The sequence below is a fragment of the Microbacterium sp. IEGM 1404 genome (assembly GCF_030056775.1).
GTDB lineage: Bacteria > Actinomycetota > Actinomycetes > Actinomycetales > Microbacteriaceae > Microbacterium.
The window spans coordinates 346905-358569 of sequence record NZ_JASHKP010000003.1; the positions used below are offsets into that span (position 1 = coordinate 346905).

17 protein-coding genes are annotated in these 11665 nt (G+C 71.3%); 8 read left to right on the plus strand and 9 right to left on the minus strand.

Translation table 11 applies throughout. The features are described 5' to 3' along the window. Window position 1: 1 nt before the first annotated feature. The 7 genes from QM517_RS12375 to QM517_RS12405 form a co-directional block, all read right to left on the minus strand. Complete coding sequence (locus QM517_RS12375) at window positions 2-1180, minus strand: AI-2E family transporter (protein ID WP_278100897.1); 1179 nt, start codon at window positions 1178-1180, stop codon at window positions 2-4. A 90-nt stretch (window positions 1181-1270) separates the two neighbouring features. Continuing rightward, a complete protein-coding gene (locus QM517_RS12380) occupies window positions 1271-2512 on the minus strand; it encodes an acyl-CoA dehydrogenase family protein (RefSeq protein WP_283287779.1) in 1242 nt (413 codons plus the stop codon). A 133-nt stretch (window positions 2513-2645) separates the two neighbouring features. Continuing rightward, a complete protein-coding gene (locus tag QM517_RS12385) occupies window positions 2646-3314 on the minus strand; it encodes a TetR/AcrR family transcriptional regulator (RefSeq protein WP_283287781.1) in 669 nt (222 codons plus the stop codon). 50 nt (window positions 3315-3364) lie between these two features. Beyond that, window positions 3365-3574, minus strand: coding sequence for a DUF1653 domain-containing protein (locus QM517_RS12390; protein WP_283287783.1), 210 nt, complete (start codon window positions 3572-3574; stop codon window positions 3365-3367). 77 nt (window positions 3575-3651) lie between these two features. Further along, window positions 3652-4152, minus strand: coding sequence for a small multidrug efflux protein (locus QM517_RS12395; RefSeq protein ID WP_077050548.1), 501 nt, complete (start codon window positions 4150-4152; stop codon window positions 3652-3654). Window positions 4153-4296: 144 nt separating this feature from the next. Continuing rightward, window positions 4297-4959 (minus strand): hypothetical protein, encoded by a 663-nt coding sequence (locus QM517_RS12400; protein WP_283287784.1) that lies wholly within the window; start codon window positions 4957-4959, stop codon window positions 4297-4299. Continuing rightward, window positions 4956-5600, minus strand: a complete 645-nt coding sequence (locus QM517_RS12405) for a stage II sporulation protein M (protein ID WP_283287786.1) — start codon at window positions 5598-5600, stop codon at window positions 4956-4958. Before QM517_RS12405 ends, QM517_RS12400 begins: the two co-directional genes overlap by 4 nt. Window positions 5601-5738: 138 nt before the next feature. Here QM517_RS12405 and QM517_RS12410 point away from each other — a divergent pair, with 138 nt between their 5' ends. The 5 genes from QM517_RS12410 (at window position 5739) to QM517_RS12430 (ending at window position 9155) form a co-directional block, all read left to right on the plus strand. Further along, window positions 5739-6146, plus strand: coding sequence for a hypothetical protein (locus QM517_RS12410; protein WP_283287787.1), 408 nt, complete (start codon window positions 5739-5741; stop codon window positions 6144-6146). Then, window positions 6035-6898 carry a sensor histidine kinase gene (locus tag QM517_RS12415; protein WP_237488818.1) on the plus strand — a complete coding sequence of 288 codons (864 nt, stop codon included), beginning with the start codon at window positions 6035-6037 and terminating at the stop codon, window positions 6896-6898. Before QM517_RS12410 ends, QM517_RS12415 begins: the two co-directional genes overlap by 112 nt. Then, window positions 6895-7497 (plus strand): response regulator transcription factor, encoded by a 603-nt coding sequence (locus tag QM517_RS12420; protein WP_077050545.1) that lies wholly within the window; start codon window positions 6895-6897, stop codon window positions 7495-7497. Before QM517_RS12415 ends, QM517_RS12420 begins: the two co-directional genes overlap by 4 nt. 72 nt (window positions 7498-7569) lie before the next feature. Then, window positions 7570-8211 (plus strand): GyrI-like domain-containing protein, encoded by a 642-nt coding sequence (locus tag QM517_RS12425; RefSeq protein WP_283287790.1) that lies wholly within the window; start codon window positions 7570-7572, stop codon window positions 8209-8211. A gap of 50 nt (window positions 8212-8261) precedes the next feature. Continuing rightward, window positions 8262-9155, plus strand: a complete 894-nt coding sequence (locus QM517_RS12430; RefSeq protein WP_283287791.1) for an alpha/beta hydrolase — start codon at window positions 8262-8264, stop codon at window positions 9153-9155. Between the two features lie 85 nt (window positions 9156-9240). On the opposite strand, the gene QM517_RS12435 is transcribed toward QM517_RS12430, so the two are convergent. After that, window positions 9241-9486, minus strand: coding sequence for a hypothetical protein (locus QM517_RS12435; RefSeq protein WP_283287793.1), 246 nt, complete (start codon window positions 9484-9486; stop codon window positions 9241-9243). A gap of 27 nt (window positions 9487-9513) precedes the next feature. Then, a complete protein-coding gene (locus QM517_RS12440) occupies window positions 9514-10230 on the minus strand; it encodes an alpha/beta hydrolase (protein WP_283287795.1) in 717 nt (238 codons plus the stop codon). Between the two features lie 183 nt (window positions 10231-10413). On the opposite strand from QM517_RS12440, the gene QM517_RS12445 reads away from it, so the two are divergent. From QM517_RS12445 to QM517_RS12455, 3 genes are read left to right on the plus strand one after another with little or no spacing between them, the layout of a single operon-like run. Continuing rightward, on the plus strand, window positions 10414-10782 hold the full coding sequence (locus QM517_RS12445) for a hypothetical protein (RefSeq protein ID WP_283287796.1): 369 nt from the start codon (window positions 10414-10416) through the stop codon (window positions 10780-10782). A 59-nt stretch (window positions 10783-10841) separates the two neighbouring features. Next, a complete protein-coding gene (locus QM517_RS12450; protein WP_283287797.1) occupies window positions 10842-11327 on the plus strand; it encodes a nucleoside deaminase in 486 nt (161 codons plus the stop codon). Continuing rightward, the gene (locus tag QM517_RS12455) at window positions 11324-11644 is read left to right on the plus strand and encodes a putative quinol monooxygenase (protein ID WP_283287798.1); all 321 of its coding nucleotides are present in this window, start codon (window positions 11324-11326) and stop codon (window positions 11642-11644) included. Before QM517_RS12450 ends, QM517_RS12455 begins: the two co-directional genes overlap by 4 nt. The last annotated feature ends 21 nt before the right edge of the window (window positions 11645-11665 follow it).

An 11665-nucleotide genomic window follows, 5' to 3' on the forward strand; every position in this document is an offset into this window, starting at 1 on the left:
GTCAGCCTTCGCTCTCGTTCCCGGCGAGGGGCACCGGGTTCCGGCGCTTCTTGCGCCGGGCCCACTCGGCCGGCTGATCGGGACCGTTCCAGACGGTGATGATGCCCCACGCCACGGCGGTGAGCGGGACGGCGAGCAGAGTGCCGAGGATGCCGCCGATCGCCGTTCCGCCGGCGAGGACGACCAGGACGACGAACGAGTGCAGCTTCATGGAGCGGCCCATCAGGACGGGCTGCAGGAAGTTGCCCTCGAGCTGGTTCACGAGCACGACGATGCCGACGACGATCAGGGCGACGACCCACCCGTTCGTCACGAGGGCGACGAGGGCTGCGAGGATGCCGGCGGTCACCGCCCCCACGATGGGGATGAAGGCGAGGAGGAAGACGAGCACCGCGAGGGGCAGGGCGAGCGGCACCTGCAGGATCAGGAGGCCGATGCCGATGCCCACGGCGTCCACCGCGGCGACCGAGGCCGTTCCACGGATGTACGACCCGAGTACCGTGACCGTCTTGTCGCCGATGCGGCGGGCGCGGTCGTAGTCGCTGCCGTGGAAGGGACGCAGGACGAATTCCCACATGCGCGGGCCGTCCTTGAGGAAGAAGAACAGGATGACGACCATCAGCACGAACCCGGTCACGAAGGAGGCGACCGCGCTGACGCCCGCGAGCGCACCGTTGCCGAACTGCGCGCTCGTCACGAAGTCGCCGATGGCGCTGACGGCCTGGTTGACCTGGTCCTGCGAGATCGCGAACGGGAGCGTGTGATACCAGTCCTGCGCCTGCTGGAAGCCGGCGACGGCCTGCGAGCTGAGCGTGTCCCACTGGTCGATGACGGCGCTGACGACGAGCCAGCCGAGGACACCCAGGACGACGACCACCGCGAGCAGCGTGAGGAGGGTGGCGAGCACCGCCGGGACGCCCTTGCGGCGCATCCACATGGTCACGGGACCGAACGCCGACGCGAAGATCAGCGCGAGGATCAGCGGGATGATCACGAGCGTGAGCTGCTGGATGCCCCAGATGAGCCCGGCGACCAGGATCGCCACGACGATGATCTGCACGGCGCGGATGGCGAGGCGACCGAAACCGTCGGCCCAGAGGCTGCGAGGTGGCGCCTGCACCGTCTGAGCGACGGTGGTCGCGACGTCACGAGCGGCGGGGTGGCGAGAGAACAGGCCCATGCTCAGAAGGTAGCGGGCGCCCCCGACATGGCCACGCCGCTTGCGCGCGACCCCGGCGCGGATTAGGCGCCGGGGTCGTGGCATCCGGGATCAGGCGAACGCGCTCATCCCGGTGATGTCGCGGCCGAGGAGGAGGGCCTGCACGCTCTCGGTGCCCTCGTACGTGTGGATCGCCTCGATGTCGGCCATGTGCTGCATGACGCCGTTCTCGAGCAGGATGCCGTTGCCACCGAGCAGGTCGCGTGCGATCGCCGCCACCCGACGCGCGGCGCGGGTGTTGTGGTACTTCGCGAGCGACGCCTGCGTGGGGCGGAGTCCGCCGGAGGCCTCGAGGTCGGCGAGGCGGCGGCAGAAGAGCTGCATCGCGGTGAGCTCGTCGAGCATCTGCGCGAGGCGTTCCTGCACCATCTGGAACTTCGCGAGGGGCTTACCGAATTGCATGCGCTCGGTGGCATATGTCCGCGCGGCCTCGTAGCAGGCGGTCGCGTGGCCCAGCGCCGACCAGGCGACGCCCGAGCGCGTGGCGTACAGCACGGCCGACGCGTCCTTGAAGGTGTGGGTGCCCGGGAGCACGGCATCCACGGGGAGACGCACGTCATCGAGCGCGATGTGGGCCTGGTGGATGCCGCGCAGCGACACCTTGCCCGTGATGACCGTGCCCGTGTAGCCCGGGGTGTCCTGCTCGACGAGGAAGCAGCGGACCTTGTCGTGGTCGTCGTCGCCCTCGGCATCCACGCGCGCCCAGACGAACGTGATGCCGCCGGAGGCGCCGTTGCCGATCCACTTCTTGGTGCCCGACAGCGACCAGCCGTCGTCGGTGCGCGTCGCCATCGTCTCGAGCGAGACCGAGTCGGAGCCGTGATCGGGTTCGGTCAGCGCAAACGCGCCGAGCACCGTGCCGTCGGCGAGCGGCTTCAACCAGCGCGCCTGCTGCTCGGGGGAGCCGAACATTGCCAGCGTCCGCAGCGCGAGTCCGCCCTGCACCGCGAGGGCCGTCGCGAGCGAGCCATCACCTCGTGAGACCTCCATGTTCACCAGGCCGGCCGCGAGGGGCGAAGATGCCGGGAGGTCGGGGTGCTCGATGCCGTCGGTGAACAGCTCCAGCTCACCCATGCGTCGGAGCAGCTCGATCGGGTAGGTCGCGGCATCCCATTCGGCCTGCATGCGGGTGCCGACCTCGTCGATGAACGTCTTCGCGCGGTCCCACGCTTCGCGGTCGGCGTCGGGGATGTCGGCGAACACCGCGTAGTAGTCGGTGTCGCGGCGACCGAGGAGGTCGTACGAGGCGATGCGCTCGCCGGGGAGCGTGCGGGTCTGGGCGTCGGTGCTCATGTACTCAGTATCGCGCATGGTGGTACTGGGTGTCATGTGAGGTTCTGCAGGTCGAGTGTCCAAGACACGCCGTATCGCGCTGGGGCGCAACGGCGTGTCTTGGACACTCGAGCGGGATGGGTGCCCGCCCGCCCTAGTGCGGGAGGCTCGCGCGCAGGCGCCGGGTCACCTCGGCGGCGGGCATGCGGCGGGGGAAGGCCGCGACGATGAGGTCGTCGCCCGCGGCGACGTCGCCGTCGGGGTGGACACCGTACCGGCGGAGCACGTCGTCCAGAGCACGGCGGAGAGTGGATGCCGGAACCCGCGCGCCGCGCATGAGCCGGCGCAGCACGTGGTTGTGCACGGCGGTGACCAGGGCGGCGAACCCGACGGCATCCAGGGGGTCGAGTCCGGGAAGTGCTTCGCGGAGGTACTCGTCGAAGAGGCGCTCGTAGCGGAACACCGTCACGATCTCGCGGTCGCGGAGGACCGGGACCTCGCGCACGATCGCGTAGCGGCGGCGGGCGAGCTCGGGGTCGGCTGCGAAGTGGCGGAAGACGCGCATCGACGCGTCGCACACGGCCGCCCACGGGTCGGGGTGCGGCTGCGAGAGGAAGGTGCGCGTTTCGTCGAGGAGCACCTCGTGGTCGGCGAACACGACGTCTTCCTTGCCGCCGAACTGCCGGAAGAAGGTCGACCGCGAGACCCCCGCAGCCTGCGCGATCTGCTCGACCGAGGTCTGGTCGTAGCCGCGCTCGGCGAAGAGCGCGATCGCGGCGGCCACGACGGCGGTGCGGCCGGGAGGGGCGGGGACGTCGGTCATGACGGGAAGCCTACGGCGGTGGCGGGTGCGGGGTGGGCGTCGGGCCGTACTTACGCGACCCGCCGGAACCGCGGCCCCGCGTACCCGTCCCGCTCGACGTTCCCGAGGAACATCTCCACCGGCCGCACCCAGTGCGAGTAGTCGTCGTAGAGCTTCCGGTACGACACGAAGACCTCCTCGGTCTCCGAGTGCCGCGCGATTCCGAACACCTCGTACCGCTGGCCCTTGAAGTGCTCGTAGATGCCGGGTTCGATCTCCATCGGGCCTTCTCCTCGCTCACTGCCGAACCCGTCGAGTCTGACAGGTGGGTGCCGGTGGTCGCCCGAGGTCACGGCCCTCACGCCGCGAGGCGGATGAGCCCCAGAGCGATCAGCGTGACACCCGTGGTCCACAGCGCGATGGCCGCGGCCTGCCAGGCGATCACGCGCAGGGGCGGCACTCCCGTGGAGGTGAGCGCCGCGGCGGTGAACTGCGTGGGCAGCAGCAGGGGACCCAGCAGGCTCACGCCGGGAGTGCCGTAGCGGTGGTAGGCCTTCTCGAACTTCTCGCGTCGGGCCGTCTGCGTGTTCGTGGAGGCACCGCGACGCGTGGTGACGGCCGTGCGGACGCGCGATGTCACGAGCACCACGATCGCCACGCACAGCAGGTTGCCGATGGCGGCCGCGAGAACGGCGACGAGGGGGTGGATGCCGCCGATGATGCCGATCGCGGCGGCACCCTCGCCCTCGATGAACGGCACCGCCCCCGCGGCCGCGACGATGAGCGGCTGCACGAGCGTGGGCACGTCGGCGACGAGGCCCTGGAAGCCGAGGACGAGATCGGTGAGGGGGTTCGACATGAGGTCTCCTGGGGGATGAGTCCGCGGGATTTCCGCGGTGATCCCATTCCACGGGCCGGGGCTCGGCCGCGGCAGTGCCGCGGTGTCACTGCCCCTCGGGAGGATGCGAGCCGCTCCCCGTGACGAATGTCACGGACGTGACGGTCAGCTCGCCAGGTCGTCCAGCCACGACGACCGGAACCGGGACGCCCGCTCGATGCTCGCGGCGACGACGATGAGCGTGACGGCCAGGTTCACCGCGGGCGGGAGACGCAGCAGCCACGTGAAGGTGCCGATGTTCTCGGCGATCGGCGGGATGTGCGAGACGGTGTCGATCAGCTGCGGAACCGCGAGGCACACGCCCGCGACCACGATCGCCGTCGACAGGATGCCGACGAGCCGACTCGCCCCGCGGTGATCCCGGTCGAACGCCGCCCGGCGTCCCTCCGCAGAGCGGGGGTGGGGGACGAGCTGGCGCTCGTCGCCGGCATCCGAGACGAAATGGCACCGGCGGAGGCCGTACCCTCCTCCCGCCACCTCGATGTGCCCGCCGGGCACGGAGAACCGGGCGGGAAGGCGCGACACGGCGTCGAGGGACCCGTCGCGATACAGGCGTGCGCGCACGTCGCCGTCGTCGCTGTCGCCGAGCTGATGCACGTCGACCGTGTAAACGACCGCCCGGCCGGTGGCATCCGGGATCCGCAGGGAGAGTTGCGACCGGCTGAACACCTGCCACCAGCGGAACGGGGCGAGGGGCCGACCGTCGCCCGCGCGGACCCGGCGCTCGGCGAGCCGCGCCCGCAGGGAACGGGGGCGACGGGCCGTCACAGCAGGACCTCGCTCAACGGGAAGACCAGGTAGCGCAGGGAGTAGGCCTCCCACAAGGCCCCGATCACCAGCAGGACGAACGCGGGGATCGACAGGATGCCGAGGCTCGTGAGGCCCCGCAGGTATCCGGCGCGGCGGGTCGGCGCCCCGACCTGCGCGGGGCGGAGCCAGGCGCGTCCGAGGAGGAACGCGCCGAGCGCCACCAGAGCGTACGCCTGGAGCTCGATGAGCACGGTGAGGGAGTGGGGGATCATCGCCACCCACGTGAGCGGGGTCGACGGCACGAGCGTGATGCCGGTCTCGACCAGCCAGTACGCGAAGAATGCGAGCCCGGCGAACGGCACGATCAGCGACGGGACGACGATCGTCAGCAGGCTGAGCCGCAGCACGTTCATGGCCAGGATCACGAGGGCGAACAGCGGAGCCGACGCGGCGACCGCGCCGACGAGGTCGCCCGTCCCGTCGGTGGCGAGCGTGGCGGCGCGCGCGGCGGGGAGTGCGGGGAAGAGCAGACCGATCACGAAACCGATGGCGAACAGCCCGTAGGTGGAGCCGGTGATGATCGCGTAGGTACGTCGGTTCTCGCGGATCAGCGCGAAGGGGCGGCGCCAGCGCGGCGCTCGGGTGGTGGGGGAGGACATGCTTCCATCGCAGACGGTTCCGCGCGTGCGCGACAGTGTCGCGGCGTCATGACCCCGCATGACATCGGTCAGGGGTGCCGGCGCCCGAGGGGCCCAGGAACCACCCATGACGGATGTCACGCACGTACAGTGGCCCGGGTGATCACCCCGACCGCCGCCTACGCCCGTGACGTGAGCGTCACGTGGTGGTACACCGCGTCGTCGATCCTCTTCCTCCACGCGTTCGCGGCCGTCACCTGGACGATCGGGGTGTTCGCCGAGGGTGCCCCGACGGCCCTCGTCCTGAATCTGCTCGGCGTCGCCGGGTCGCTGGCATCCGCGGTGCTCCTGCTCGTGCGCTACCGTCGCGAGCCGCTCGACGACGCCGATGCCACCGCTCGACGGCGGTGTGGCCGCTCGTCGTGTCGGGGATCGTGGCAGCCGCGGCGATGGGGATGTCGACCGGGTCGCTCCTGCTCGGCGTGGGGTTCGCCGCGCAGACCCTGTGCCTGGTGCGGTGGCGCGCGGGCGTGCGGGTGCGCCTGGCCGTGCTGTCGATCGTGGTGATCGTGGCGGTGTGGCTGATCGAGGTCACGCGCCTCCAGCCCGAGGGCTACGCCCAGGTCTTCGCCCTGCCGTTCTTCGTGGCGCTCCTGCCCCCGCTGACGGCGACCTCGCTGTGGTGGTGGGACATCGTCTGCGAACTCGATCGCGCGCGCCGTGCCGAAGGCCGCCTCGCCGCCGCCCAGGAGCGACTGCGGCTCGCGGGCGACCTCCACGACCTGCAGGGCCACCATCTGCAGGTGATCGCGCTGCAACTCGAACTGGCCGAGAAGATGATGGCGCGGGATCCCGAAGCCGCGGGAGACCAGGTGCGCGCCGCCCGTGCCAGCGTCGACGACGCCCGACGCGGAACCCGCGATCTCGCGGCGCGCTTCCGCGGCGTTCCCCTCCCGGACGAACTCGCCAACGCCGCCGACCTTCTGCGTGCCGCCGGCCTCACCGTCGACCTGAACGTCGACGCGACCGCGGACCGTGCGCCGGCGGACGTGCTCGGGCCGGTGGTGCGCGAGTCGACGACCAATGTGCTCAAACACGGCGGTGGGGTGTCGGCATCCCTCTCGCTCGTCCGACAGGACGGGACGTGGGTGCTGGTCGTCGAGAACGACTTCCGGGTCGCCACGACCCCGGTGAGCGACGGCGCCGGCCTCTCCGGAATCGCCGAGCGGGTCGGAGCGCTGGGCGGCGACATGGATGCCACCCGCCTCGACGATCGTTTCCGCCTCACCGTCCGCGTGCCCGAGGAGGTCGCCGCGTGATCCGGGTGCTCATCGCCGACGACGAAGACATGATCCGCACGGCGCTCGCCGCGCTCCTGCGCCTGGAGGACGACCTCGAGGTCGTGGCCGAATGCCGCGACGGCGAGACGGCGCTCGCCGAGGCCGAACGGCTGCGGCCCGACGTCTGCCTCCTCGACCTCGAGATGCCCGGCCTGGACGGCATCGACACCGCGGCACGGATCCTGCGGCGCGTGCCGTCGCGGTGCGTCATCGTCACCCGCCACGCGCGGCCCGGCGTGCTGCGGCGCGCGCTCCGCGCGGGAGTGAACGGCTTCCTCCCGAAATCCCGACCGGCGGATGACGTGGCCGCGGTGATCCGCGAGGTCGCCTCCGGCCGCCGGTACGTCGACCCCGAGATCGCGGCCGACGCGCTGAGCGACGAGCGGAGTCCGCTCACCGACCGGGAGCTCGACGTCCTCCGGGCGGGCGCCCGCGGTGAGACGGTCGCCGAGATCGCGGCATCCCTCCACCTCTCGGGAGGGACCGTGCGCAACCACGTCTCGTCGGTGCTCGGCAAGCTGGGGCTGGCGAGCCGTCAGCAGGCGACGATCCACGCGCGCGAGCGCGGCTGGATCTAGCGGTCCGTCGCGCCGGGGCCGCGCGAGGTGACGCCGCCTCTGCCAGGCTGGCGGAGCGAGCGGAGGAGCACCATGGCGGCCAAGATCGACTTCAAGAAGTCCCTCGACGGTTATCAGGCCAGGACCGGGCAGTTCAGGGTCGTCGAGATCCCCGAGACGCGCTACCTGATGATCGACGGGCACGGCGACCCCAACACCTCGCCGGCCTACACCCAGGCGCTGCAGGCGCTCTACCCCGTCGCGTACAAGCTGAAGTTCGCGAGCAGACGCGACCTCGGCCGCGACTACGTGGTGCCTCCGTTGGAGGGCCTGTGGTGGGCGGATGACATGGATGCCTTCACCGTGGCCAGAGACAAGTCGCGGTGGAACTGGACGATGATGCTCCTCGTTCCCGAGTGGATCGACGACGCGATGGTCGAGGCGGCCGTCGACATCGTGAGAGCCGCCGGGTCGGCGGGGCGGGTCGCGGACGTCCGGATCGAGACCCTCGCCGAGGGGCGGTGCGTGCAGACACTGCACCTCGGTTCCTTCGACGACGAAGCGGCCGTGCTGGACGAGATGCACCACGAATTCATCCCCGGTCAGGGATTCGGCCTGAGCGGGAAGCATCACGAGATCTACCTGAGCGACGTCCGCCGCGTCACTCCCGACAAGCTCCGCACCATCCTCCGCCAACCCGTGATCGAGACGGCGACTGCGCGGCATCCGGACTAGTCCGATCCGCGAGCCACGGCTCGCCTCTGGCCGCTCGCTACGGTGGTGACGTGGATCAGCAGGCTCAGACCCTGACCGATACGACACCGCCGATCGGTCGATTCGTCGACGTGGACGGCCGTCGGCTGTGGGTCGACACGCGGGAGGGACCGGGCCCGTGCGCGGTCTTCCTCCCCGGCTCGGGTGAAATGGGGCTCGACCTGTGGCAGAGCTACGAGAGCGTGACTCGCTCTCGGGCCGGTGTCATCTACGACCGGGCGGGCACCGGCTGGAGCTCTCCCGTCGCGCTCCCGCGGACGGCGGCCGCGGTCGCGGAGGAGCTCGATTCCCTGCTGCGTGCGCTGGGCGTGACGGGGGCCGTCATCCTGGTGGGGCATTCCCTCGGCGGCGCGTACGCGCAACGGTTCGCCCAGCTGTTCCCCGACCGCGTCGCGGGCATGGTCCTGCTCGACCCCGTCCACGGCGCGTGGAACGAGGCGATGCCGGAGCGGCTCCGCATCGGAGCCAACGCCTCGACGGCCGTCGTCGTCACCGATGAGCATCGCGCTTCCGGTCGCCGATGGCGGGAGTCGGTCACCACCGACCTGCCGCCCGAGGTCCGCGAGCTCGTGCGCGCTCGCCACGCCGCCGACGGCCTGCGGACCGGGCCGCGAGAAGGGGCGAACTTCATCGAGATCCTCGACGAGCTCGGGTCCGGACCCTTCGCCGCCCCGACGATCGTCCTGCGGGCGGGCGCGGTCGATCCGCTCCAGGCGCAGTTCAGCAGCGACGACGACCTGCGTGAACAGGGTGCGGCCCTGCACCGGATGTACGACGCGGCTCTGCCCGCGGGGTCGCTCTGCCGCGAACTGCCGACGGCGACGCACTCCGACATCGCCCTGCTGTTCGCGGAAGACGTCGCCGCCGCCGTGAACGACCTCGAAGCGGTGATGCGCCCGCGGTGACGCGGGCGGGACGGCGCCGGATGCGGCGGAGGTTCACGGCATCCGGATGCCGTCGCGTCCGTCCCGAGGGCGCACCAGGCGCCCCTCACTCACCGCCCGAGCGCGGAGAGTCGGCCACGCCGAGGTCGTCGTCCAGCCGTCCCTGGGTGACGCGGTCGCCCGGGGCCGGCGTGCGGAACGGAGGAGCCGCGGCCGACGACGGGAGCCTCAGGGCATCCCCGTCGTCGCCGTCCTCGATGATCACGTCCTCGTCGTGATCGATGTCGATCTCGCGTCCGTCCCGATCGGGCGCTCCGCGGTGCACGGGCAGGAACGGGTCGCTCATCGCCACGGTCGTGTCCTCCGCGTCGCGCTCGGCTCAGCCGATCTCGGCGATCGCGTCGGTGATGACCCGGGCGACCTCGGCGGGGTGCGACTGCATCACGAGATGCGGCGCGTCGATCTCGACGACCGAACGCAGGCCGGCCCGCGTGTACCCGAAGCGCTCGACGTCGGGGTTGATGGTGTGGTCCGCACTGGACACGATGCCCCAGGCCGGCTTCGTCTTCCACGCGGCCACCGGTGCCGGTTCGCCGAACGCCAGCGCGGCGAGCGGGCGCTGCGACACCGCGAGCACCTCCGCCGTCTCGAGCGGCACGCCGTGGGCGAAGACGTCAGGGAACGCGGCGATCTCCACCGACACGTCGGTGCCGTCCTCCCCGCCGTCGACGGGGAACGACGTGTAGACGAGGTGCTGGGCGAGGTCGGAGTCGGGGAAGCCGCCCTGCAGCTCGCCGAGGCTCTCGCCTTCTGCCAGCGCGTAGCCCGAGACGTAGACGAGGCCCACGACGTTGTCCGCGACGCCGGCCACGGTGATGACGGCACCTCCGTACGAGTGCCCGGCGAGCAGGACGGGCCCGTCGATGTGCTCGACGACCGAGCGGATGTAGGCCGCGTCCCCGAGCAGGCTCCGGTTCGGAACGGCGGGGACTCGGACGGTGTACCCCTGGTCGAGCAGCGTGCGCGTGACGGGCGCCCAGCTCCCAGCGTCGGCGAAGGCGCCGTGGACGAGGACGATGGTGGGGGACTGAGACATGGGAGTGCTCCTCTCACGGACGGCGGAGGTGCCGCGCAGCGTCAGGCTAAGAACGCCGGCGGCACCGGGCCAGGAACGGATGTCGAGACCCGTTGCGACCTCCGTCGAGGGGCGGGTCGCCTCATAGCGTTCCCACAGCCGCCGCCAGTCCTGCGTTTGTGTCGCGCCGTCACACTCGGCGGCATGACCGATCACTCCTTCGTTCCGGCGACGCCGCCGACGAACTCATCCCCCGCGCCCGCACGGCGCCGCCCCACGTTCACCCGACGGCTGGTCGCCGGCATCAGCGCGGGCGCACTCGCCCTCGGCCTGCTCGTCGGGGGCGGGGCCGGTTTCGCGATCGGCAACGCCTCGGCGGCCAACGCGAGCACCTCGAACACCGGACCCGGCTTCGGCAACGGCACGCGGCCCGAGATGGGCACGCCCCCCGATGGCGGTACGCCTCCCGACGGTGGTTACGGAACCCCGCCGCAGGGCGGCTCGGGAAGCTCCGACGGGTCGACGGACGGAACGACCGACGGGTCGAGCAGCGGCACGGGGTCGGCGAGCTGACCCCGGTGCGGGCGCCGCGCGATCATCACGATCGCCCCGGCGTCCCTAGGATCGTGGCCATGACCACCGACCCCCTCGATCCGACCGAGACCGCGCACCTCCGCCGCGCGATCCAGGTGTCGATCGACGCCCGCGCCCACGGCAACCACCCCTTCGGCGCGATCCTCGTCACCGGCGACGGAGGCATCCTCGAGGCCGAGAACACCGTCGTCACCGACCGCGACGTCACCGGCCACGCCGAGACCAACCTCGTCCGCCTGGCCTGGAGAGAACTGGATGCCACCGAGCTGGCGGCATCCACCCTGTACACGTCGTGCGAACCCTGTGCGATGTGCGCGGGGGCGATGTTCTGGGCGGGCATCGGGCGCATGGTCTACGCCCTGTCGGGGCGGGGGCTCATCGCGCTCGCCGAGTCTGGCGAGGACGGACGGGAGCTGGACCTCCCGTCCCGCGAGGTGTTCGCCGGCGGGAGTCAGCCGACCGTCGTCTCGGGTCCGCATCTCGAGGACGAGGCGGCCGAGCCCCACCGCGGGTTCTGGCGATGATCGTCCGGGTATCCGAGGCGCACGTCCGGGACGGTCTCGCCGATGAGTTCCTCGCTCTGCTGCGCGAGCTGGTCGCATCGTTCCCCGAGCAGTACGACGGATTACTCCGCCACGACATGCTCGTCGACCTCGCCGATCCGAGCCGCGTTCAGTACGTCAGCGAGTGGGCGGATGAGGCGGCTCTCGTCGCCTATGCGGGCGATGACTGGCGCACGCAGCCGGTGACATTCCCGGACGAGGAGCGGTTCCTGCGGCAGCCGCTGGAGCTGCGGCACTTCGAGTCTGACGCGGAGGTTGGAGCACCGACTAGTCGGTGACCGCGTCGAGGACCGCGGCCC

Coding starts and splice junctions, on each gene's coding strand:
- QM517_RS12455 (WP_283287798.1), top strand. CDS start 11,324: ATGATCGTCCGGGTATCCGAGGCGCACGTCCGGGACGGTCTCGCCGAT.
- QM517_RS12450 (WP_283287797.1), top strand. CDS start 10,842: ATGACCACCGACCCCCTCGATCCGACCGAGACCGCGCACCTCCGCCGC.
- QM517_RS12385 (WP_283287781.1), bottom strand. CDS start 3,314: ATGACCGACGTCCCCGCCCCTCCCGGCCGCACCGCCGTCGTGGCCGCC.
- QM517_RS12380 (WP_283287779.1), bottom strand. CDS start 2,512: ATGAGCACCGACGCCCAGACCCGCACGCTCCCCGGCGAGCGCATCGCC.
- QM517_RS12445 (WP_283287796.1), top strand. CDS start 10,414: ATGACCGATCACTCCTTCGTTCCGGCGACGCCGCCGACGAACTCATCC.
- QM517_RS12440 (WP_283287795.1), bottom strand. CDS start 10,230: ATGTCTCAGTCCCCCACCATCGTCCTCGTCCACGGCGCCTTCGCCGAC.
- QM517_RS12425 (WP_283287790.1), top strand. CDS start 7,570: ATGGCGGCCAAGATCGACTTCAAGAAGTCCCTCGACGGTTATCAGGCC.
- QM517_RS12395 (WP_077050548.1), bottom strand. CDS start 4,152: ATGTCGAACCCCCTCACCGATCTCGTCCTCGGCTTCCAGGGCCTCGTC.
- QM517_RS12390 (WP_283287783.1), bottom strand. CDS start 3,574: ATGGAGATCGAACCCGGCATCTACGAGCACTTCAAGGGCCAGCGGTAC.
- QM517_RS12405 (WP_283287786.1), bottom strand. CDS start 5,600: ATGTCCTCCCCCACCACCCGAGCGCCGCGCTGGCGCCGCCCCTTCGCG.
- QM517_RS12375 (WP_278100897.1), bottom strand. CDS start 1,180: ATGGGCCTGTTCTCTCGCCACCCCGCCGCTCGTGACGTCGCGACCACC.
- QM517_RS12415 (WP_237488818.1), top strand. CDS start 6,035: ATGTCGACCGGGTCGCTCCTGCTCGGCGTGGGGTTCGCCGCGCAGACC.